We start from the raw sequence: 19,452 nt of genomic DNA on the forward strand, positions 1-19,452 counted from the left end.
AAGAATATGCTTAATTTATTTTTTAATCAAAACCTTAAAAATATGGATCAGCAGAAAATTGATCAAATGCGGGCTACGCTTAGTAAGCTTGAAGATATCAAAAACAGCCAGGAAAGCATAATTGATAAAATCAACCATGTAATTACAGATCTGTTTCAGCATCCAGATAAAGAATTGGAAAAAGCAATGGAGAATGCTCATCAAAAATCTTCAGATAATGTGGATTCTGTTCGGGATGCGATTGAAGAGTATGAGATGAAACTTAACAAACTGGAGAACCAGGGTTAGACCTCGTCCAGAAAATAAGTTGAAAGGTAATTTATATACTTATTAGAAGGAGGTCTTAAAATGGCAATTTTCGGCATAAAGTTTTCTGGCGAAGAAAACCGCAACGCCACTTTTTTAATCAGAAGAAAGCTTAAGTGAAAATCTCAGAAATACATTGGTGATTTAACTTTTGAGTTAAACACTAGTTAAAGCTTATTGAACCAGTTTAAGGATTGCCTAAATTCGTTTACTATAACCGACCAGCAACTTGTTGCTTAAAAACTAAACTTATGAAAGATTTAATCTGGCTTATTATTGTTCTATTAGTTATCGGATGGCTGATAGGCTACTTTGCCTTCCCAGACCTGGGTTCAATAATCCACATTTTAATTGTGGTTGCGATAATTATGATCGTGTATAAACTACTAACTGGTCGCAGACTATAACGATTATTTTGAATATAAAGTAAAAACCTTTGAGCAATCAAGGGTTTTTTTATTCCTAAAAAGAAAACATTTATGTGGAACTTAGAAAATAAAAAAGCTGTTATTACAGGAGGAACAAAAGGTATTGGTAAAGCCGCAGTCCTCGATTTTTTAGAATTGGGGGCCGAAGTACTTTTTACCGCAAGAAATGCTGAAGATGTAAAGAAGCTGGAAAATTCACTGAGGAATGATGGGCATAAAGCTACAGGCATTGTTTCAGATTCAAGTTTGGAAAAAGATCAGTTGGAATTAAAGCAATGGGTGGAGAAAAACTGGGGAAATGTAGATATTCTGGTAAATAATGCTGGAATAAACATTAGAAAAAAAGCTCAGGATTACTCTGAAGAAGAATACCGGAAAGTACTCGAAGTCAACTTATTCTCTCCTTTTGAATTAAGCAGAAAACTGTATCCACTTTTAAAAAAGTCCGGAAAAGCAGCTATAATTAATATAGCATCTTCTGCAGCAATTCAAGATGTAGGCACAGGCACTCCTTATGCCATGTCCAAAGCAGGGTTACTGCAACAAACTAGAAGCCTTGCGGTAGAATGGGCTATGGATGGGATAAGGGTTAACGCTGTATCGCCTTGGTTTACAGAAACTCCCTTAACCGAGGGTTTTCTTGATCAAAAGGAAAGAATGGAAGCCATTATTAAGGGAACTCCGTTAAAAAGAATTGCACAGGCTAAAGAAATGTCTTCTATCATTGCTTTTCTGGCTATGGATAAATCCTCTTATATCACCGGCCAAAATATCGTGGCAGATGGAGGAATGAGTATTAATGCAATTTGAAAGGGTTAATTTGTATATTTAATCCTAATAAAATTCCGAAAAAACTGTCGGAAGCCTAAAATTTTATAAAATGAAAAACCTATTCTTCCTTCTTATCTTCGCTGCAACTTTGAACAGCTGTAATCAGAATAATACAGCAAATACTTCTTCTTCAGCAGAAAACACAGACTTGCCACAACAGATTGCAAATGCGAATGGTTTACAGTCTTTTGAAGATGTAGAAAAACTAAATTTCACCTTCAATGTAAAAGTTCAGGATACCATAAGATCCCAAAGAAGCTGGGAATGGAATCCCCAGACCAATGAAATTAGCCTGACTGAAAAAGGTACTACCCGCAGTTACACTCAGGATGAGGATTTGACTGAGGAGGAAAAGGAAATAGATCAAAAATTTATAAATGACACCTACTGGCTGTTGTTCCCATACCAGCTTGTATGGTCTGATGCAGAGATTACAGAAGAGGAAAATGCAACAGCTCCCATTAGCGGCGAAACAATGAATAAATTAATTGTTTCCTATGCAGTTAACGGCGGCTACACTCCTGGTGATACTTATGACATTTATTATAATGACGATCTAATAGTCCAGGAGTGGGTTTACAAATCTGCCGATGGAAACCGGGAAATGCCTACCTCCTGGGAAGACTACCAGGAATATAACGGGGTGAAAATTGCCAAATCCCATAAGTCTCCTGACGGAAGTTTTGAATTGTTCTTTTCGGATATTGTAGTAGAATAAAAAAGTTCTTAACTACAATTTGGGTGAAAAACGAACCGTTTATAACAAAAATCACCTTTTTTTACTCAAAATCCCTTGTTTTAATACCTGTCCGAATGTAAAAACATCCAAAAAAGAACAATAAAATGGTGCTGGAGCCAACCTGATAACGTTTGGTTCACGCCAATCCAGAAAAATGCCATTTTTCATGAGATAGTTAAAAATATCTTTGCCTTCACCATGTAGAAAAACAGAAATTTGGGTTCCCCTTTCCTTTTGATCTGAAGGAGTGATAATTTCGAAGCTACTCTCTACTTCTTTGTCTATTTCCTGCAGAACAAATTCCAGGTAAGCAACTATCTTATTCCTTTTCTTGATAAGGGCTGGCATTCCTACTTCATCGAACATTTCCAGGGATGCCAGGTAAGGAGCAAGTGCCAAAACCGGGGCATTGCTAATTTGCCAGGCATTTGCATCGGGTTCCGGTTGAAATTCCGGCTCCATCAGGAATCGACGTTCCTTATTATGCCCCCACCATCCTTCAAATCGAGGCAGATCTTTTAGGTTATGATATTTTTCATTTATGTAACATCCGGAAGCATTTCCGGGACCCGAATTCATGTACTTATAGCTACACCAGGCTGCAAAATCCACCTTCCACTCATTCAGTTTAAGTTCCACATTTCCAGCTGCATGAGCCAAATCCCAACCTACAAAAGCGCCAATATCGTGCCCTGCTTTAGTGATTTTCTGCATGTCGAAAACCTGCCCCGAATAATAATTTACTCCTCCAATCAAAATGAGTGCACACTCCTCTCCTACTTCTTCAATTTTCTGAAGAATATCCTCAGTTCTGAAATTATTTTCCCCATCCCGCTTTTTAATTTCGACAATCGCTTCGGAAGGATCATAACCATGAAATCGTACCTGGCTCGCCAACATATACTGGTCGCTCGGGAAGGCTTTTTCCTCACAAATTATCTTATATCTCTTTCCGGAAGGCCTGTAAAAAGAAACCATTAATAAATGAAGGTTTACGGTAAGGGTATTCATTACTGTAACTTCTGAAGGTTTTGCACCAACTACTTTTGCAAGTTTCTCTGAGAAACGCTCATGATAATCCCACCAGGATTTTTCGGCTTTAAAATGGCCTTCTACGGCGAGGTCTGCCCAGTCCTGCATAATTTCATCAACATATTTTTTTGCCGACCTGGGTTGCAGGCCAAGGGAATTTCCTACAAAATAGACAACCTCTTCCCCATCTAATTCAGGAAAAATAAATTCTTTTCTGTACTTCGCAAGATTATCTTCAGCATCCAATCTTAATGCAAATTCCCTTGTATTTTCAAACTGCATAGCATTCCTTTTTGTGTAAAAATACGATTTAACGAGGGAAATTATAATTAATTTGGCCTTCCTAAATTACTTAGATTTGTAAAAAGCAAAGCGATGGATTTTCTACCAGATAAAATTGAGAATTATATTATTGCCCATTCTCAGAAAGAACCTGAATTTCTTGCCAATCTGAACCGTGAAACCTATCAGAAAATACTTCAGCCGCGTATGCTTAGCGGACATTACCAAGGGCGGTTACTGAGTATTCTATCCAAAATTATCCGGCCAAAAACTATTCTTGAAATTGGTACTTTTACAGGCTATTCCGCTCTATGTCTTGCCGAAGGATTGGTAGAAGATGGCCATATCCATACTATAGATATAAATGAAGAACTTTATGATTTTCAGAAGAAATATTTTAAAGCTTCGGCTTTTAAGAATAATATCAAGCAATATCTTGGTGATGCCCTGGATATAATTCCGCAGATAAACGAAAAGTTTGACCTTGTTTTTATAGATGCCGATAAGCCAAATTACCCCGCCTATTTTGATTTGATCATAAACAAGATGAATCCCGGAGGCGTAATTTTATCTGATAACGTCTTATGGAGCGGAAAAATTGTGGAAGAATTAAAACCTGATGATGAATCCACAAAAGCTTTGCTTATGTATAATGAGATGCTGGCTAATGATACGCGAGTGGAGACCATTATACTTCCTATAAGGGATGGACTTACTTTAACGAGAAGAAAATAGAACTTGAAAAATTTTTTCAAGAGATAAAATCACAAAGCAAATCGTTTACCTGATTTTTGATAGGCCCAAAAGAATAGGAAAGCCATTATTACACCTACAAAAGCACCTACTATTATATCTGAAGGATAATGAACTCCTACAAAGATCCTGCTAAGTACAAATAGGAGGGGCCAGATATAGCCTAAATAGATCCATGAAAATTTTTCCCTTAGCACCAGAACGATAAAAGTGACCGCTGCAAAAGATGTAGATGCATGTCCCGAAAAGAAACTATAATTGGTTGGTTCCTGAAGGATACGGATTATTTCCATGAGGTCTGGATTATTGTTAGGCCGTAATCTTATAGCAATACCTTTAACAAGATTAGTAAACGCCAGGGTGGTTCCAACTGTGGCAAGCAGGAAAAGGGAAGTCATCACTGCCTTTCTCCAATAATAAGCAATAAAAAAAAGGATAAAAAATAAAATGTGTAGAGGGATCCAGTTTTCGGGCTGGGTTACAAATATCCAGAAATTATCATGAGATTCTATTCCTAAGCTGTTCAGATAAACAAAGAGTTCCCTGTCCCACTGTGTTAGCTTATCCCACATACTTTTCCAGAGGCTGTTTAAAATTTACGTCTTACGGAGCCGGTGATTTCATCGATATCTTCTCTCACCTTATCAATTTCACCTTTTATATCGTTAGACATATTTTTATCGATTCCCTGCTTTTCTGCACTTCGCTGGATTTCACTTTTAATATCATTGGAAGCATTACGGAGCGTCTTCATACCTTTCCCCAAACCACGGGCAATTTCAGGAATTTTATCAGCTCCAAATACCATGACAAGGATGAACATAATGAATGCAATTTCGGCACCGCTGATAAATAATGGTAGTAATAACATAGCACACAAATATATATACAAATATGGCTAAAAAAAAAGCCGACTCGTTAAAGTCGGCTTAATATTTTAAGTTAAAATTAATTACTCTGCGTTCTCTTTAAATTGTTCAAACTGATTTTTTGTTTCTGTCTCCGGCCAAGTATTATTAGACAAGTCTACATCTGCAGTTTCCAGGTCGGGATCTATCGTAATTTTTAAGATCTCTTTGTCTGTAGCAATAGCTTTGCTCACCCGATCATCATTTTTTCTCCAGATTTGAGCAGGATAAGTCACTTTTTCAGAAGTTCCATCGGCATATTCGTATTCCACAATTAACGGCATTACCAGTCCTCCCGGCTTTTCAAAAACAATCTGATAGAAATAATTAGGAATATTAAGATTCCGGCGCTCTTCTTCAGAAAAGTTATCCATCAAATATTCGTTTAAGGAAGGAGCATTTTCTAATACAGATTTTCCTTTCATGCTCTCCTCAAAACCTTCGCTACCCTCTTCAACTACATAAAGCGCATCGATATCATCGGGATTAGACACACCCTGATTCCTCAGATATTCCAAAGCCTGCTCTGTGGGTTCATCTGTCACAAATAACTTCTGAACCCTCTCAAGACCTATATCTACATTATCTGTACTGTAGAACCAACCATTCCAGAACCAGTCCAGGTCAATGCCTGAAGCATCTTCCATCGTTCTGAAAAAATCTTCGGGCGTTGGGTGTTTAAACATCCATCTTTGCGCATAAGTAGCATAAGCATGATCAAATAACTCCCGGCCCATCACAGTTTCCCTAAGAATATTTAGCGCCGTAGCAGGCTTTCCATAAGCATTGTTCCCAAGCTGATGCACCTCTTCAGGATTAGACATAATTGGAGCAATAAACCTTTGATCGCCTTTCATGTAAGGAACAATTTTAGACGGTATACCTCTTCTGGAAGGATATTCGCTTAAGGGCGCTATAGCTTCAGGATATTGTTCAGCAAATTTTTGCTCTGCCAGAAACTGAGTAAAAGTGTTTAAACCTTCGTCCATCCACCCCCACTGGCGCTCATCACTATTTACAATCATTGGGAAATAATTGTGTCCTACCTCATGAATAATCACGCTTATCATTCCAAACTTAACGCGATCACTATATTCCCCGTTCTCGTCGGGTCGTCCATAATTCCAGCAGATCATTGGATATTCCATCCCCTGATTTTTGGCGTGTACAGAAACGGCTTTATGATAAGGATATTGAAAAGTGTGGTGAGAATAACTCTGCAAAGTACTTGCTACTGCTCTTGTTGACCACTGCTCCCAAAGGGGATTTCCTTCTTTTGGATAAACCGATACAGCCATAACATCTTTACCCATAACATCTACAGCCATCATGTCCAACAGGAATTTTCTCGATGTAGAGAAAGCAAAATCCCTTACCATATCTGCTTTATAGGTCCAGGTTTTTGTTTTTTCGGTAGCTCCTTGTTCAGCCTTTTCAGCTTCTTCCTGGGTTACAATCATCACAGGCTTATCATAAGATTTCTTTGCCTGCTCATAGCGTTGCATCATCTCCCGGGAATATACTTTTTTCCTGTTCTGAAGTTCCCCTGTAGCTTCCATAATATGATCTGCAGGCACAGTGATATTTACTTCGTAATCTCCAAATGGAAGAGCAAACTCCCCGCTACCCCAAAATTGCATGTTTTGCCAGCCTTCTACATCATTATAAACAGCCATTCTAGGAAAAAATTGAGCGATTACATAAGCTCTGTTATCATCGTCAGGAAAATATTCGTATCCAGAACGCCCCCTGTCAGTAACATGGTTATTAATATTATACCACCATTTAATTGAGAAAGTATAGCTATCCCCAGATTTTAAAGCTTCGGGAAGGTCTATTCTCATCATTGTTTGATTAATTGTATAATCGAGGGATTTACCATCTTTGGAAACCTCTTCAATATTAAAACCTCCATCAAAAGGCTCTTCAAGATATTGGTTAACAAAACGTCCCGGGGTGGAAACGGGGGTCATCCCACTTGGATCCTTCTCAAGTGAAGGTGAATCTTTCTTCCGGATATTTTGATCCAGCTGTACCCATAAATACTCTAGATCCTGGGGTGAATTATTGTGATAGGTAATTGTTTCCTCTCCATCCAATCTGGTATTCTCATCATCCAGCACAATATCCATTTTGTAGTCAGCCTGGTTCTGATAATAAGCAGGCCCCGGCGCTCCAGATGCAGCACGATATTGATTGGGCGTTGAAAAAATCTGATAAAGTTGTCTGAACTTGTTCTCGTTTACATGCCCCTCCTGCCGCTGTGACTCCTGATTTTCTCCAGTATTCTCCTGAGCATTAACTCCGGCGAACAAGAACATAATGCACACTGAATATTTTAATCTTATTGATTTCATTAAGTAATATTTAATTTAAAGATTGCTAAAAGTAATATTTTCATTGCTAAAGAATAATCATTAGCCAAAATTTATAATGCCTTTATCTTGTTCTTTATCTAATAAAAGACTTTTTAACTGATCATCCATTCTTACGTGTACCACATTTTTCTGATCATCGTAAAGATCGGTTAGTATGGCATTGGTGACTTCCATTTTATCGAAAACCGGCACATTTTCTATCTCGATATAAAGGATTAGCTGATCTCCGTCATACTCTTTCCCCAGGTATCGAAGCTGTAATTTTTCTCCGTTAATTACAAGTTGCAGCTTTTGCGCAAGATATTTTTTTATACTGTTCTTTACATCTCCGGTCTCCTTCTCATAAGAAAGACTGATATTTTTGCCGTAACGCGTATTAAGTACTTTCTGAAAATCATCAATAAAGACCCGGCTAATAATTTGAAGTGCACCTGAATCTTTTTTGTACTCAATCTCCGTCACGCTCAAATAGAACTCATGGCTGTTGTTCGCTTTAAGGGAAGAAAATAGGAGAAAACAAACCAGGATTAAGGTAGTTCTTTTCATTCAGGAGTTTTTACAAGTCTTAGCAAACATTAGTCCAAATTATATAATTTAAGAAAATCCGGAGCGTGATTTTTATAGTATTCCATAAGCTCCAGTACATTCTCTTGGCTTAGCAAATCTTTGAATTGAGGATCTTCAGCACAAAAATAAATCAAATTAACAATTTCATCTTCGGGAACTTTCAGTTCATCTGCATAAAAAGTATACGGTAACAATTTTCCTGCCTTCTGTGCTATAGCCTGAAGCTTTTCATTTTCCCCGACCTTCTTCAGCCTTTTGATATCTCCACTAAGGTGCCCAATAAGAGCATCTACAGGACTGCCACCATAAGCAGTCAATTTTCTTTCGCTTAAGGTTCTTTCCTTACGGTCATGACGTTTAAAGCCATAATTATCTTCAACAATATTCATTTCTGAAATATCACTGGCCAGGTTTCCGGTTAAAGTTATATTGCTGATCTTCACTTCGTCCAGTTCGTTCATCCCGGGAATTAATTCGACTTCTAGATAACCGGCTTCAAAAATCATGGTGCTAATTACTACTTCCAGCTTTTCGTATTGAATTGAAGAAAATTGGAGAGTATCCTGCTCCCTCACTCTAATTTCGAATGTTCCGGAAGTAGAATTAATAGTTCCCGTATTAGTAGTTTTATTAATAATGTTGATAAAACTACCTTCCAGGGAATCATTTAGGATTTTGCCCTGAAGCTTTACACTTTCCTGAGCAAGTGCCGGGGTAAGATTGCAAAAGCAAAATATTCCGGAAAGAATTAAGCTCCAGCGGAAGCTTTTTATCCTAATTAGTATTTTCATTAGCGAGATGTGATGATTTGATGATGATACTACGCAAAATGAGCAAAAATTTATTCTGGACCTTTCCCATCCAAAAATTCAGGGGCATACTTTATGTAAAATTCCAGAAGATCCAACCTATTTTCATCTTTTAAAAGATATTTCAGCTGATGATTTTCTGCACAATAATAAACGAAATTTATGATTTTATCTTCCGGAATTTTTAATTCTTCCACAAAAAACCGGGTAGAAAAAGCAGCAACACCTTTTTCCACCATCTGCTGAAGTTTTTCATTTGCCACTACTTTCTTCAGCTTTTTTGTTCTTCCGGTAATGGCATTAATTAAAGGATCAAGGCCAACTGCCCCTCCTGCTCCCCCACCCGAAACGGATGTAGAGACGGATGTTGTAGTTGCAGCGTGCAGCCTTCTTTCTGCAGCACTTAAGGCTTTCCTGTTGGCATTTGGAATCCCAAATTGCGAAATGCTAAACGTATTCATATTGCCAATATCCCTGCTTAAATCACCGGTGAGATCGATGTTACTGATTTTCACTTCATCTAATTCGCTTATTCCCGGGACAAGAAGTACTCTAAGATATCCAGCTTCCATTAGCAATGGCGTCACTACGACTTCTAATTTCTCGTATTGAATTGAAGAAAATTCGAGAGTATCTTTTTCCCTTACCTGAATTTGAAATTCCCCCGAAGAAGAATTTATAGTCCCGATATTTGAAGTTTTGTTGATGATATTTATATACGAACCGTCAAGGGAATCATTGGTAATTTTACCTTTTAGCTGAATACGTTCCTGGGCAGAACATAGAAATGGAATAAATAAAATTAGTACAAATAAATATTTCAGCATAAATTAGGGTAGATCTTTTAAGGCTTTAAAACTCCTGCTTGAAATTCTCCTTTTGCTCGAAAAGAAACTGCATTATCTCTAAATCATTTTTGGTTTTCAGCATTTCCTGAGTGAGTCCATTATCTATAACGTAAAAAAGAAAGTCGCTGGTATGTTCCCGGGCAATGTTAAGAGTTTTTGTAAAATATTCCTCTCCAAAACGAAACCAAATTAAGTTTGCCATTTCTTTTGGCAAAAGCTTTTCTACATTCTCCTTATTTCTCCCTTTCTGGTTAAAAATTGCTCTGAAAATATTTGCAAAATTAAGACCCTGATAATCACTTGCTGTTACATTTCCCATCGCATCGTTGCGAACATAGCCAGTGCGGTAACGCTCCGGCATACTTTTTAACCTCAGCAGTTCGGGTGTTGACACCCATTCTTTTTCACCGCCAATTACCCTTATCCTTTTTACATCTACTTCAATAATTCCAGAAAGATCACTTATTTTCACCTCGGGAAGGTCATTTACTGCGGCATTCAAATTAATAGTCATCACACGTTCTTCCATTAGATTTTCTGTCACCACAATTGTAAAATCGTTAAATTGTACTGCAGAAAACACAAGACTATCACCTTGCCTCGCCATTATCTCAAAATCCCCATTATCATCTGTAATTGTTCCGGAGCGCAAATTTTTATTGAAAATGGTAATTCCACCAGCATCATCACCAGCCGGCACAAGAACACGACCATCAAGCAGGCCGCGACTTTCCTGCGCACCTACTACAGAAGTTAGTACAAGAAGAGAAAGGAAGAGAAAATTGCTAATTAAGACTTTCATTGTCTATAAAGTAACAATAGTTCCTTTTAAAATTTACAAATGACACACTAAATTCCTCTTAAAATGTCAATTTTTCTACTTTTACAAAAAACCAGACTATGAAATACGCAATTCTTGCGAGTACATCGACTTTACACGGCCAGGATTACCTGGAATACTTACTTCCAGAGATAAAAAGACTCTATAAAGAAGCTTCAGAAGTAATTTTTATTCCTTTTGCAAGACCTGGAGGGATCTCATTAAATGAATACACTCAGAAAGCAGGTGATGCCTTTAAAATGGCAAATATCGACCTGAAGGGAATCCATGAATTTGAAAACCCCCAGGAAGCCCTGAAAAACGCAAAAGGTATTTTTACCGGTGGCGGAAATACTTTTATTTTGGTTTCAGAATTATATCGCAGAAAATTAATGCAACCCTTAAAGGATGCAATTATGGCCGGAACGCCTTATTTAGGAACAAGTGCAGGAAGTAATATCGCAGGTTTAACGATGCAGACTACTAACGACATGCCTATAGTGCACCCTCCCAGCTTTAAAACCTTAGGTATTATTCCCTTCAACATTAATCCGCACTATTTAGATCCTGATCAAAATTCTACTCATAAGGGGGAAACCCGGGAGACCAGGATCAAAGAATTCCACAGTATCAATTCTCAGCCTGTGGTTGGGCTTAGAGAGGGCAGCTGGTTGGAAATCTCCAATAATAAAATATCGTTAAAAGGAGAGTTGAGTGCCCGAATTTTTAAAAAGGATCAATTACCTTACGAATTAGATGCAAACAGTACTCTAACAGATCTTAGTTAATATGGATTATCAGAAAATACTCGACTCGATTAATGAGGAAATGAGCTATCGCGATGTAACAGGCCAAGTTGCCTCGTATATCCCAGAACTTGCCAAAGTAAACCCTAAAAAATTTGGAATGCACCTTTACTGTGGCCAGAACCAGCATTACGGTTTTGGGGATCACGAAGAGAATTTTTCTGTACAGAGTATCACCAAAGTTTTTACACTGGCTATGACAATGAAGATAATGGGAGAAGATCTCTGGAAGCGTGTGGATGTAGAACCGTCGGGAAATCCTTTTAATTCGCTTACCCAACTTGAACAGGAAAGTGGCATTCCCAGAAATCCGTTTATTAATGCGGGAGCGTTGGTAATTTCAGATATACTTGTAGACCATCTTGATGATCCAAAAGCAGAACTCCTGGCTTTTGTGAGAAAAATTACTGGTGACGATGAAATTCAGTACGATGGAACAATTGCTGCTTCAGAAAAATCAACAGGATATAGAAATATTGCGTTGGTAAATTACATGAAAGCTTTGGGAAACATAAAGTGTGATGTAGAACCTATTCTGGATTTTTATTTTCACCAATGCTCCCTTGCAATGTCGTGCAAAGATCTTGCTAAAGCCTTTATGATTTTTGCAAATAAAGGTAATATCCTGGAGACAGGTGAGAATATACTTAAGCCGGAAAGCGTAAAACGAATAAATGCGCTCATGCAAACCTGTGGTTTTTATGATGAAGCCGGGGAATTTAGTTTTGAGGTTGGCCTTCCTGGAAAAAGTGGCGTAGGCGGCGGAATTGTGGCCATACATCCAGATAATTATTCTGTTGCCGTATGGAGCCCTATTTTAAACCCTAAAGGAAATTCTGAACTGGGAATGAAAGCGCTGGAAAGATTGACGACACTAACAGGAGTTTCGGTATTTTAAACTGAAATATTCAAGCGACAGATTACAACATCCTGTCGTAAAACCGAAGAATCTTTTATAAATAAAAAAATGCTTTCTATTTTCACAGAAAGCATTTCCTATAAATTGAACACTATTAAAATTTAAAGCGCAGCTACGTGTTTAGTCAGTTGAGACTTAAGGTTAGCGGCTTTATTGTCATGTATAATATTTTTCTTCGCTAGTTTATCTACCATAGATACTACAGAAGGCAATAATGCTTCAGCTTCCTGCTTTTCAGCTTCTTTCAGCCTCTTGATAGCATTCCTGGTAGTTTTGTGCTGGTAACGGTTTCTAAGACGCTTAGCCTCATTACTACGTATCCTCTTTAACGATGACTTGTGATTTGCCATTACAAATTCTGTTTAAATTGTTTTCTTAAAAAGTAGTCCGTAGGGGAATCGAACCCCTGTTACCAGGATGAAAACCTGGCGTCCTAACCCCTAGACGAACGGACCAAAAATCATTTCAAATATCGACCTTTTCAGATCACTTCTGCACAAACTCTAAAATTTGTACTTGTTGTAGTCCGTAGGGGAATCGAACCCCTGTTACCAGGATGAAAACCTGGCGTCCTAACCCCTAGACGAACGGACCGTTTTTTGTTTAATTGCGGATGCAAAAATACAACTATTTTTGAATGGCGCAAATGTGAAACAAAAAAATTTCAAAATTTAATACGCCTTTGCAAAAAGCACCCTCTGCGAAGAAGGTTTACCAGTTAATACACAGCTACCCTCTTCTTTTTCCTGATTAAATGGTACACAGCGTATTGTGGCTTTTGTAAGCTCCTTTATTTTATTCTCTGTCTCTGAGGAACCATCCCAATGAGCAGAAATAAATCCTCCTTTTTCTTTTAAAACTTTTTTAAACTCATCGAAAGATTCTACTTCAGTAATATGTAAATCTCTAAAAGATTTAGCTTTTTCAAATAAAGAATTCTGCATCTCAGTCATTAGTCCGCTTATTTTCTCCACGACCTCATCCTGGTTCACAAATTCTTTTGTTAGAAGATCCCTCCTGGCAAGCTCCACTGTTCCTTTCTCTATATCTTTAGGACCAATTGCAAGCCGTACCGGCACTCCCTGTAGCTCATACTGGGCAAACTTCCATCCCGGCTTTTGGGTGTCACGGTCATCATATTTTACAGAAATACCTTTAGCCCTTAAATCTGAAGCTAATTTATTGGCTACTTCAGAAATTTGATCTAACTGTTCATCATTTTTATATATTGGCACTATTACCACCTGGATTGGAGCAAGGTTTGGAGGAAGAACTAGTCCATTATCATCACTATGCGTCATAATAAGCGCACCCATTAGCCTTGTGGAAACTCCCCAGGAGGTCGCCCATACATGTTCAAGACCACCTTCTTTAGTGGCAAATTTCACATCAAATGCCTTTGCGAAATTCTGACCAAGAAAATGGGATGTTCCTGCCTGTAAGGCTTTACCGTCCTGCATAAGCGCTTCTATACAATAGGTCTCTTCTGCACCTGCAAACCGCTCATTTTCGGTTTTACTTCCTTTAACCACAGGAATAGCCATAAATTCTTCAGCAAAAGTTGCGTAGATATTATTCATCTGCATTGCCTCATCTAAAGCTTCCTGTTTGGTAGCGTGCGCAGTGTGACCCTCCTGCCACAAAAATTCTGCAGTACGAAGAAATAGCCGTGTTCTCATTTCCCACCGCACAACATTTGCCCACTGGTTAATAAGAATAGGCAAATCACGGTAAGATTGTACCCAGTTTTTATAAGTATTCCAGATAATTGCCTCAGAAGTAGGACGTACCACCAGTTCTTCATCCAGTTTGGCTTCAGGATCTACCATGAGCTTCCCGGGCTCGTCTGGATTATTTTTTAAACGGTAATGTGTTACCACTGCACATTCTTTTGCAAAACCTTCGGCATTTTTCTCTTCAGCTTCAAAAAGGCTCTTTGGAACGAAGAGCGGAAAATAGGCATTTTGGTGTCCGGTTTCCTTGAACATCTTATCTAATTGAGCCTGCATCTTTTCCCATATCGCATATCCGTATGGTTTTATAACCATACAACCACGAACTGCTGAGTTCTCTGCTAGATCGGCTTTTACAACCAGTTCGTTATACCACTTAGAATAGTCTTCACTCCTGGTAGTTAGTTTCTTCCCCATTAATCAGTTATTTGGCACAAAACTTGTGATTTGTTATACACAGGTTAAATCCTCTGTTAGTTAGCGCAAAACTAACTATTTTTGTAATGTTCAACAATAAAATACACGCTAATGATACGCAATTACAATATATATCGAAAGTTTACATTTTTCATGGCTCCTGTATTTTTGCTATTGTTAGCATCCTGCGGCTCTTATGAGTATGCAGGTTACGGTAACGATGGCATTTATGGTGCAACAAATCCAGATGTTCGTTATGATCAACGGACGGATACACGACAGGATCGTTATGTAGAAAAAGAAAATAAGAACAGCAATAGCAGTTATTATAAAAATTTATTTGCTGAAAAATCACAAATGTACAACGACGTTCTGGAAAATGGCATTTTTACTGATGTAGAATCCTATTCTTCTACAGAAGGAGGCCAGGAAGACGAGTACTATGACGACTCTATGGAATACACCGGAGGTTATGCTCCTTGGGGAGGAGATCCAGATGAGTACACTGTTAACATCTATAACAATGGCTGGTACGGCGGCGGCTTCATGAATCCTTACCGTTGGGGCTGGGGCAACCGGTTTGGATATGGATTTGCCGGACACGGAGGTTACTGGGGCAATCCTTACTGGGGAGGATGGGATCCTTTCTGGGGACCTGGTTTTGGACATCCTTTTATGGGAGGATACGGAATGGGCTTTGGACATCCTTTTATGGGATATGGAATGGGATACGGAATGGGCTTTGGCTGGGGCTACGGCGGTTTATTTAACCCTTATTTCCATAACAGAGGTTTATACAACGGCGGTTGGTATGGCTCTCCTTATTACGGAGATAACAACAGGCGTGAAGTAGCTTATAACGAAGGAAGAAGAAACTCAAGACAATCATATACCGGCAGAAGCAGTAGAAATACATCGGCTACCAATGCAAGAACAAGAAACTCTTCTTATTCCCGAAGCATTCGAGAAATTAGAAATAATAGAACTGCAGATTACAGCGGTTCCCGCAGCAGATCTGTAAGATCTTCTGGCAACGACTCTAACATCTACAGTAGAAGCTCATCCAGATCTACTCCTGTAAGAGTAAATTCTGAATCTTCAAGAAGAAACTCGTCTTACGAAAGATCCTCTCCTACCAGGAACAGAAGCACACAAACAAGATCTTCTACTCCTACAAGAAGTAGTAGCGGTTCTGTAAGAAGCTCTGGAAGCTCCGGAAGAAGTAGTTCGGGTACCAGAAGTTCTGGTGGAGGACGATCCTCTTCAAGAGGAGGTAGAGGATAAACTCACCTGCTTTATAAAATTTGTATTACAGTGGACCTTACAGTTAAAACCGTAAGGTCTTTTGTAAAATACCTTATTAAAAATAAAATTATACTATGAAAAATCTTCTTTTATTTTTCTGCATCGGGTTGCTGTCTATCTCCTACGTAGCAGGTCAAACAACTGCAGATGCTTATAGATATTCTTCAGAAGAATTAACCGGAACAGCTCGGTACCGATCGATGAGTGGGGCTTTTGGAGCTCTGGGTGGTGATATATCTGCAATAAGTATAAATCCCGCCGGTTCAGCAGTATTTCTAAACAGTTTTGCCACCTTTACCCTGGATCACCGGAATTCAGAAAATTCAGTTAATTATTTTAATGGATTAACAACCAATGAGCGTTCAGACTTTAATTTCTCTCAGGCTGGTGGTGTATTGGTATTTCAGGGAAACAGTAATAATCCATGGAGAAAATTTACGATAGGGATTAATTTTACTGAAACTAATAATTTTGATGATAATTTCATTGCCAGTGGAACAAGTAATTCCTCAATAGACGAATATTTCCTGGGTTATGCTGAAGGAGTCCCCCTGGATCTATTGGAGACAGTGGACGGAGAGAGTGTTACAGACCTTTATACCTACTTAGGAGAAAACCAGGGGTTTGGTACCCAACAGGCAATGTTAGGATATCAGGGCTATATTATTAATCCGGAGAGTACAGATTTGGACAATACTTCTTATAACTCTTCTGTAGAAGGAGGTAGTTTCGCTCAGAATTATGCTATGGCCTCTACCGGAATGAATGGTAAATTGTCATTTAATTTTGCAACCCAATATCAGGATTTCCTTTATTTAGGAGCAAATTTAAACACGCATTTCTTAAATTATAATAGTTCTACCCTCTTTACCGAATCAAATAACAACCCTGGTAGTACCACAACTTATGTTGAATTCGAGAATAACCTAAATACAACAGGTGATGGCTTTTCATTCCAACTTGGTGCTATAGCCAAAGTTAATCAGAATGTAAGATTAGGTGCTTCTTATGAGTCACCTACATGGTACAATATAAGAGAAGAAGCCACGCAATACCTGGAAACAGACAATACTTTAGAAGGCACAACAGTAGTTAATCCTAATACAATTAACATCTATCCCGATTACACGCTTAAAACTCCCGGCAAATTAACCGGTAGCCTCGCTCTGCTATTTGGTGGCAGTGGATTGATTAGTTTTGATTATTCTTATAAGGATTACACAAACATGGAGTTTCGTCCTGTTAATGATCCTGATTTTGGTATCCAGAACCAGGAAATTAATGATACTTTCCAGGCGACATCCAGTTATAGAGTTGGTGGTGAATACCGGATCCAGGGATGGAGCTTACGTGGAGGATACAGATTTGAAGAGAGTCCTTACAGGGACAGAGGTAACCTAGGAGAAGTAACAGGTTATTCCGGCGGATTCGGATATAATTTTGGATCTGTTAAACTTGATCTTGCCTATAACAAAACGGAATTTTCAGATGCCCGGGAATTGTACAATGTTGGATTAACAAATGCAGCAAATATTGATCGCGACATTTCTAATTTTGTTATTTCTTTAAGTTTTGGATTATAGATGAAAAATAAAAAAAGTACAATTTTAAGCTTAAAATTCAGAAGGTTATTTCCTGCTGATTTTTAAGCTTTTTTTCATCTTATAAGACTAAAATTACCACTGAATTCCCCGGATTGACCGTTAAGTTCGTTCACAAACAGAATCTTAAACCAGTAATCGTCGGCAGGAAGATTTTCCCCCATCACAGTGCCGTCCCAACCTGGACCCGAAGGGGAAATTTGTTTTAAAAACCTTCCAAACCTGTCAAAAATATAAATTTGTCTAATCGTGATGCCGATTTCATCATTTCCATTAGCCAGGGTCCAGGTATCATTATAACCATCTGAATTTGGAGTGAAAAAGCGCATGTATCCAATTATAGTAAATTCATCTGAAATGGTAACACCACAACCGTTAATCTCCCTCGCACTCACCACATAAGTCCCTGGATTTACATCTCTGAAAACAGGACCAGGTTGCCAGTTACCATCGTTCAGCTGATATTCATGCTCTGTTGGATCGCCCACCCCATGAACAGCTTCGGCTGTTACTGTAGTGCCGCCTGTAAAGTCACTTCCACTAATTTCAATAAGGACTTCAGCAGGCGCTGAAAAATACTGCAATTCGGTCTCAAAATTTTGGCTACATCCGGTTTCGTTATTGGTAAGAACCAGCCTGTAACTTTCTACAGTAGGTACTTCAGAAATAACCAGCACCGCTTCATTGGAAACAATTCCGTTAGTACTTCTCCATTGATAAGAGTATCCGGACCCGAGGTCACTTCCAATACTAATTTCATTTTGCAAACCCCCATCAGGATTTAAACATATTCGAGTAACTTCACTCAGATTAACTTCAGGAAATACGGCCTGATCCAAATCAAAGGAAACTAATTGAGATCTACAGCCACTCTCCACACCAACAACCTGGGCAAAAATTTGATCAGTTTCCTGCCAACTATAGGCTGCGGGAGAATTAACTGGTATATCTTCCTCTGCTGCCTCCTGAGACTCGTAGTAGATAACACTATAATTTTCACGATTTGAATTCCCCGCTAAAATTTCCGCCGAGGCTTCTGTCAAATTCACCGGCTCACCCTCTTTTGAACAGATTACAAAATCTTCAGGTAAAGTGGCAACAGGTGTATCATAAAACGTGACATTAACATCATCTTCTGCAACCTCCTCAACTTCAGAATTAGCTACAACTATTCTATAGTTTCCACTTGTCGTCACATTTAAAGTAGGGCTTGTCTCACCAGCAATAAGATCATATGCTCCAGAAGTTTCATTATAGGTATACCACTCATAATCTGTTGCACCCTCTGTTGTACCATCCAGAACAACCTCCTCTTCCCCACAAGCAATTCTGTCCTCTCCCAGTGTGCTCTCCAGAATACTACAGTCTGTCGCACCAGCACCTGCCTGGGCAGAGTTAGTCTGCTGTAAACTTATATAACCGGGAGACTCAGAAAAATTGGTAATAAGTACAATATAAATATCATCGGCTTGTGCATTGTTAATGGTCATACCTTCAATAGCCGATTCAGAAAAACTACAATCCACAAGGTTCTCTCTACTTAATGCCGCATCATTACAATAATCTTCATCTTCACTGAACGGACCCCAGACTGCAAAATCTACATCCAGTCTTGCTCCCGAACCGTCCTGATTCTGAAATTGTGAAATTTGGAATCGCAGATTTCCCGAGTTTTCTATCTGAAGATAAAACCATGCAGGAAAAGGCTGGGAAAGAAGGCAACCATAAAAAGGCCCTGCTTCTCCATTGGCTAAAGAACCACTCGCATAGTTAGAATTTGGAAAAACCAATTCCTCATCCCCGGCACAAAAAGGATCAACCTCCTCACACAAGCTGCCCTGGCCATAGGTATTACCAGCTGTAATGAATATAAAAATCGTAAAAATTCGTAAGAAAAACCTGAATTTCATCAAATACTAACTCTGCCGCAAATTAAAGAATATAAATCTAATACTTTTCAAAACGCTTTT

The 19,452-nt window shown here is 38.6% G+C and carries 20 protein-coding genes and 2 tRNA genes; 9 read left to right on the forward strand and 13 right to left on the reverse strand.

Going from position 1 to position 19,452, the window contains the following annotated elements:
- Positions 1-42 precede the first annotated feature (42 nt).
- The 4 genes from RM549_RS06540 to RM549_RS06555 all read left to right on the forward strand — a co-directional run bounded on the left by RM549_RS06540 (position 43) and on the right by RM549_RS06555 (position 2,283).
- Positions 43-288 carry a hypothetical protein gene (locus RM549_RS06540; RefSeq protein ID WP_311683310.1) on the forward strand — a complete coding sequence of 82 codons (246 nt, stop codon included), beginning with the start codon at positions 43-45 and terminating at the stop codon, positions 286-288.
- A gap of 269 nt (positions 289-557) precedes the next feature.
- Positions 558-713 (forward strand): lmo0937 family membrane protein, encoded by a 156-nt coding sequence (locus tag RM549_RS06545; RefSeq protein ID WP_311682987.1) that lies wholly within the window; start codon positions 558-560, stop codon positions 711-713.
- Between the two features lie 72 nt (positions 714-785).
- Positions 786-1,544, forward strand: a complete 759-nt coding sequence (locus RM549_RS06550) for an SDR family oxidoreductase (RefSeq protein WP_311682989.1) — start codon at positions 786-788, stop codon at positions 1,542-1,544.
- 70 nt (positions 1,545-1,614) lie between these two features.
- Positions 1,615-2,283, forward strand: coding sequence for a hypothetical protein (locus RM549_RS06555; protein WP_311682991.1), 669 nt, complete (start codon positions 1,615-1,617; stop codon positions 2,281-2,283).
- 51 nt (positions 2,284-2,334) lie between these two features.
- Here the strand turns inward: RM549_RS06555 and kynU are convergent, their stop codons facing one another.
- On the reverse strand, positions 2,335-3,618 hold the full coding sequence (gene kynU / locus RM549_RS06560; RefSeq protein WP_311682993.1) for a kynureninase: 1,284 nt from the start codon (positions 3,616-3,618) through the stop codon (positions 2,335-2,337).
- 93 nt (positions 3,619-3,711) lie between these two features.
- Here kynU and RM549_RS06565 point away from each other — a divergent pair, with 93 nt between their 5' ends.
- Positions 3,712-4,353, forward strand: a complete 642-nt coding sequence (locus tag RM549_RS06565) for an O-methyltransferase (protein WP_311682995.1) — start codon at positions 3,712-3,714, stop codon at positions 4,351-4,353.
- Between the two features lie 29 nt (positions 4,354-4,382).
- Here RM549_RS06565 and RM549_RS06570 read toward each other — a convergent pair whose 3' ends face one another.
- The 7 genes from RM549_RS06570 to RM549_RS06600 all read right to left on the reverse strand — a co-directional run bounded on the left by RM549_RS06570 (position 4,383) and on the right by RM549_RS06600 (position 10,683).
- On the reverse strand, positions 4,383-4,943 hold the full coding sequence (locus tag RM549_RS06570) for a phosphatase PAP2 family protein (protein ID WP_311682997.1): 561 nt from the start codon (positions 4,941-4,943) through the stop codon (positions 4,383-4,385).
- 17 nt (positions 4,944-4,960) lie between these two features.
- Positions 4,961-5,242, reverse strand: coding sequence for a Sec-independent protein translocase subunit TatA/TatB (locus tag RM549_RS06575; protein WP_311682999.1), 282 nt, complete (start codon positions 5,240-5,242; stop codon positions 4,961-4,963).
- 81 nt (positions 5,243-5,323) lie between these two features.
- Positions 5,324-7,636 (reverse strand): M1 family metallopeptidase, encoded by a 2,313-nt coding sequence (locus RM549_RS06580; RefSeq protein ID WP_311683001.1) that lies wholly within the window; start codon positions 7,634-7,636, stop codon positions 5,324-5,326.
- 60 nt (positions 7,637-7,696) lie between these two features.
- Positions 7,697-8,203: a DUF6702 family protein gene (locus RM549_RS06585; RefSeq protein ID WP_311683003.1), complete on the reverse strand. Its 507-nt coding sequence runs from the start codon at positions 8,201-8,203 to the stop codon at positions 7,697-7,699.
- Between the two features lie 29 nt (positions 8,204-8,232).
- Positions 8,233-9,015, reverse strand: a complete 783-nt coding sequence (locus tag RM549_RS06590) for a peptidase associated/transthyretin-like domain-containing protein (protein ID WP_311683005.1) — start codon at positions 9,013-9,015, stop codon at positions 8,233-8,235.
- A 50-nt stretch (positions 9,016-9,065) separates the two neighbouring features.
- Positions 9,066-9,860, reverse strand: coding sequence for a peptidase associated/transthyretin-like domain-containing protein (locus RM549_RS06595; RefSeq protein WP_311683007.1), 795 nt, complete (start codon positions 9,858-9,860; stop codon positions 9,066-9,068).
- A gap of 25 nt (positions 9,861-9,885) precedes the next feature.
- Entirely contained in the window at positions 9,886-10,683 is a 798-nt protein-coding gene (locus RM549_RS06600) for a peptidase associated/transthyretin-like domain-containing protein (protein WP_311683008.1), read from the reverse strand.
- A 98-nt stretch (positions 10,684-10,781) separates the two neighbouring features.
- Here RM549_RS06600 and pepE point away from each other — a divergent pair, with 98 nt between their 5' ends.
- Positions 10,782-11,489 carry a dipeptidase PepE gene (gene pepE, locus RM549_RS06605; RefSeq protein WP_311683010.1) on the forward strand — a complete coding sequence of 236 codons (708 nt, stop codon included), beginning with the start codon at positions 10,782-10,784 and terminating at the stop codon, positions 11,487-11,489.
- A gap of 1 nt (position 11,490) precedes the next feature.
- Complete coding sequence (locus RM549_RS06610) at positions 11,491-12,405, forward strand: glutaminase (protein ID WP_311683012.1); 915 nt, start codon at positions 11,491-11,493, stop codon at positions 12,403-12,405.
- Positions 12,406-12,527: 122 nt separating this feature from the next.
- On the opposite strand, the gene rpsT is transcribed toward RM549_RS06610, so the two are convergent.
- From rpsT to proS, 4 genes are all read right to left on the reverse strand, one after another.
- Complete coding sequence (gene rpsT, locus RM549_RS06615; protein WP_311683014.1) at positions 12,528-12,776, reverse strand: 30S ribosomal protein S20; 249 nt, start codon at positions 12,774-12,776, stop codon at positions 12,528-12,530.
- Positions 12,777-12,809: 33 nt separating this feature from the next.
- Positions 12,810-12,881, reverse strand: a tRNA-Glu gene (locus RM549_RS06620).
- Positions 12,882-12,948: 67 nt separating this feature from the next.
- Positions 12,949-13,020: transfer RNA gene (locus RM549_RS06625), tRNA-Glu, on the reverse strand.
- A 77-nt stretch (positions 13,021-13,097) separates the two neighbouring features.
- Complete coding sequence (gene proS / locus RM549_RS06630) at positions 13,098-14,576, reverse strand: proline--tRNA ligase (protein ID WP_311683016.1); 1,479 nt, start codon at positions 14,574-14,576, stop codon at positions 13,098-13,100.
- 111 nt (positions 14,577-14,687) lie between these two features.
- Between proS and RM549_RS06635 the strand changes: the two genes are divergently transcribed.
- The gene (locus RM549_RS06635) at positions 14,688-15,860 is read left to right on the forward strand and encodes a hypothetical protein (RefSeq protein WP_311683018.1); all 1,173 of its coding nucleotides are present in this window, start codon (positions 14,688-14,690) and stop codon (positions 15,858-15,860) included.
- A 95-nt stretch (positions 15,861-15,955) separates the two neighbouring features.
- On the forward strand, positions 15,956-17,464 hold the full coding sequence (locus RM549_RS06640; protein WP_311683020.1) for an OmpP1/FadL family transporter: 1,509 nt from the start codon (positions 15,956-15,958) through the stop codon (positions 17,462-17,464).
- A gap of 74 nt (positions 17,465-17,538) precedes the next feature.
- On the opposite strand, the gene RM549_RS06645 is transcribed toward RM549_RS06640, so the two are convergent.
- Positions 17,539-19,392, reverse strand: a complete 1,854-nt coding sequence (locus RM549_RS06645) for a T9SS type B sorting domain-containing protein (RefSeq protein ID WP_311683022.1) — start codon at positions 19,390-19,392, stop codon at positions 17,539-17,541.
- Between the last annotated feature and the right edge of the window lie 60 nt (positions 19,393-19,452).

Source organism: Autumnicola patrickiae (genome assembly GCF_031846525.1).
Lineage (GTDB): Bacteria > Bacteroidota > Bacteroidia > Flavobacteriales > Flavobacteriaceae > Autumnicola > Autumnicola patrickiae.

Bases quoted from the DNA above. Each gene is read 5' to 3' on its own strand.
- RM549_RS06585 (WP_311683003.1), bottom strand. From the start codon at position 8,203: ATGAAAAGAACTACCTTAATCCTGGTTTGTTTTCTCCTATTTTCTTCC.
- RM549_RS06635 (WP_311683018.1), top strand. From the start codon at position 14,688: ATGATACGCAATTACAATATATATCGAAAGTTTACATTTTTCATGGCT.
- RM549_RS06610 (WP_311683012.1), top strand. From the start codon at position 11,491: ATGGATTATCAGAAAATACTCGACTCGATTAATGAGGAAATGAGCTAT.
- RM549_RS06640 (WP_311683020.1), top strand. From the start codon at position 15,956: ATGAAAAATCTTCTTTTATTTTTCTGCATCGGGTTGCTGTCTATCTCC.
- RM549_RS06580 (WP_311683001.1), bottom strand. From the start codon at position 7,636: ATGAAATCAATAAGATTAAAATATTCAGTGTGCATTATGTTCTTGTTC.
- RM549_RS06645 (WP_311683022.1), bottom strand. From the start codon at position 19,392: ATGAAATTCAGGTTTTTCTTACGAATTTTTACGATTTTTATATTCATT.
- RM549_RS06545 (WP_311682987.1), top strand. From the start codon at position 558: ATGAAAGATTTAATCTGGCTTATTATTGTTCTATTAGTTATCGGATGG.
- kynU (WP_311682993.1), bottom strand. From the start codon at position 3,618: ATGCAGTTTGAAAATACAAGGGAATTTGCATTAAGATTGGATGCTGAA.
- RM549_RS06590 (WP_311683005.1), bottom strand. From the start codon at position 9,015: ATGAAAATACTAATTAGGATAAAAAGCTTCCGCTGGAGCTTAATTCTT.
- RM549_RS06570 (WP_311682997.1), bottom strand. From the start codon at position 4,943: ATGTGGGATAAGCTAACACAGTGGGACAGGGAACTCTTTGTTTATCTG.
- RM549_RS06600 (WP_311683008.1), bottom strand. From the start codon at position 10,683: ATGAAAGTCTTAATTAGCAATTTTCTCTTCCTTTCTCTTCTTGTACTA.
- RM549_RS06595 (WP_311683007.1), bottom strand. From the start codon at position 9,860: ATGCTGAAATATTTATTTGTACTAATTTTATTTATTCCATTTCTATGT.
- rpsT (WP_311683014.1), bottom strand. From the start codon at position 12,776: ATGGCAAATCACAAGTCATCGTTAAAGAGGATACGTAGTAATGAGGCT.
- RM549_RS06555 (WP_311682991.1), top strand. From the start codon at position 1,615: ATGAAAAACCTATTCTTCCTTCTTATCTTCGCTGCAACTTTGAACAGC.
- pepE (WP_311683010.1), top strand. From the start codon at position 10,782: ATGAAATACGCAATTCTTGCGAGTACATCGACTTTACACGGCCAGGAT.
- RM549_RS06575 (WP_311682999.1), bottom strand. From the start codon at position 5,242: ATGTTATTACTACCATTATTTATCAGCGGTGCCGAAATTGCATTCATT.
- proS (WP_311683016.1), bottom strand. From the start codon at position 14,576: ATGGGGAAGAAACTAACTACCAGGAGTGAAGACTATTCTAAGTGGTAT.
- RM549_RS06565 (WP_311682995.1), top strand. From the start codon at position 3,712: ATGGATTTTCTACCAGATAAAATTGAGAATTATATTATTGCCCATTCT.
- RM549_RS06550 (WP_311682989.1), top strand. From the start codon at position 786: ATGTGGAACTTAGAAAATAAAAAAGCTGTTATTACAGGAGGAACAAAA.
- RM549_RS06540 (WP_311683310.1), top strand. From the start codon at position 43: ATGGATCAGCAGAAAATTGATCAAATGCGGGCTACGCTTAGTAAGCTT.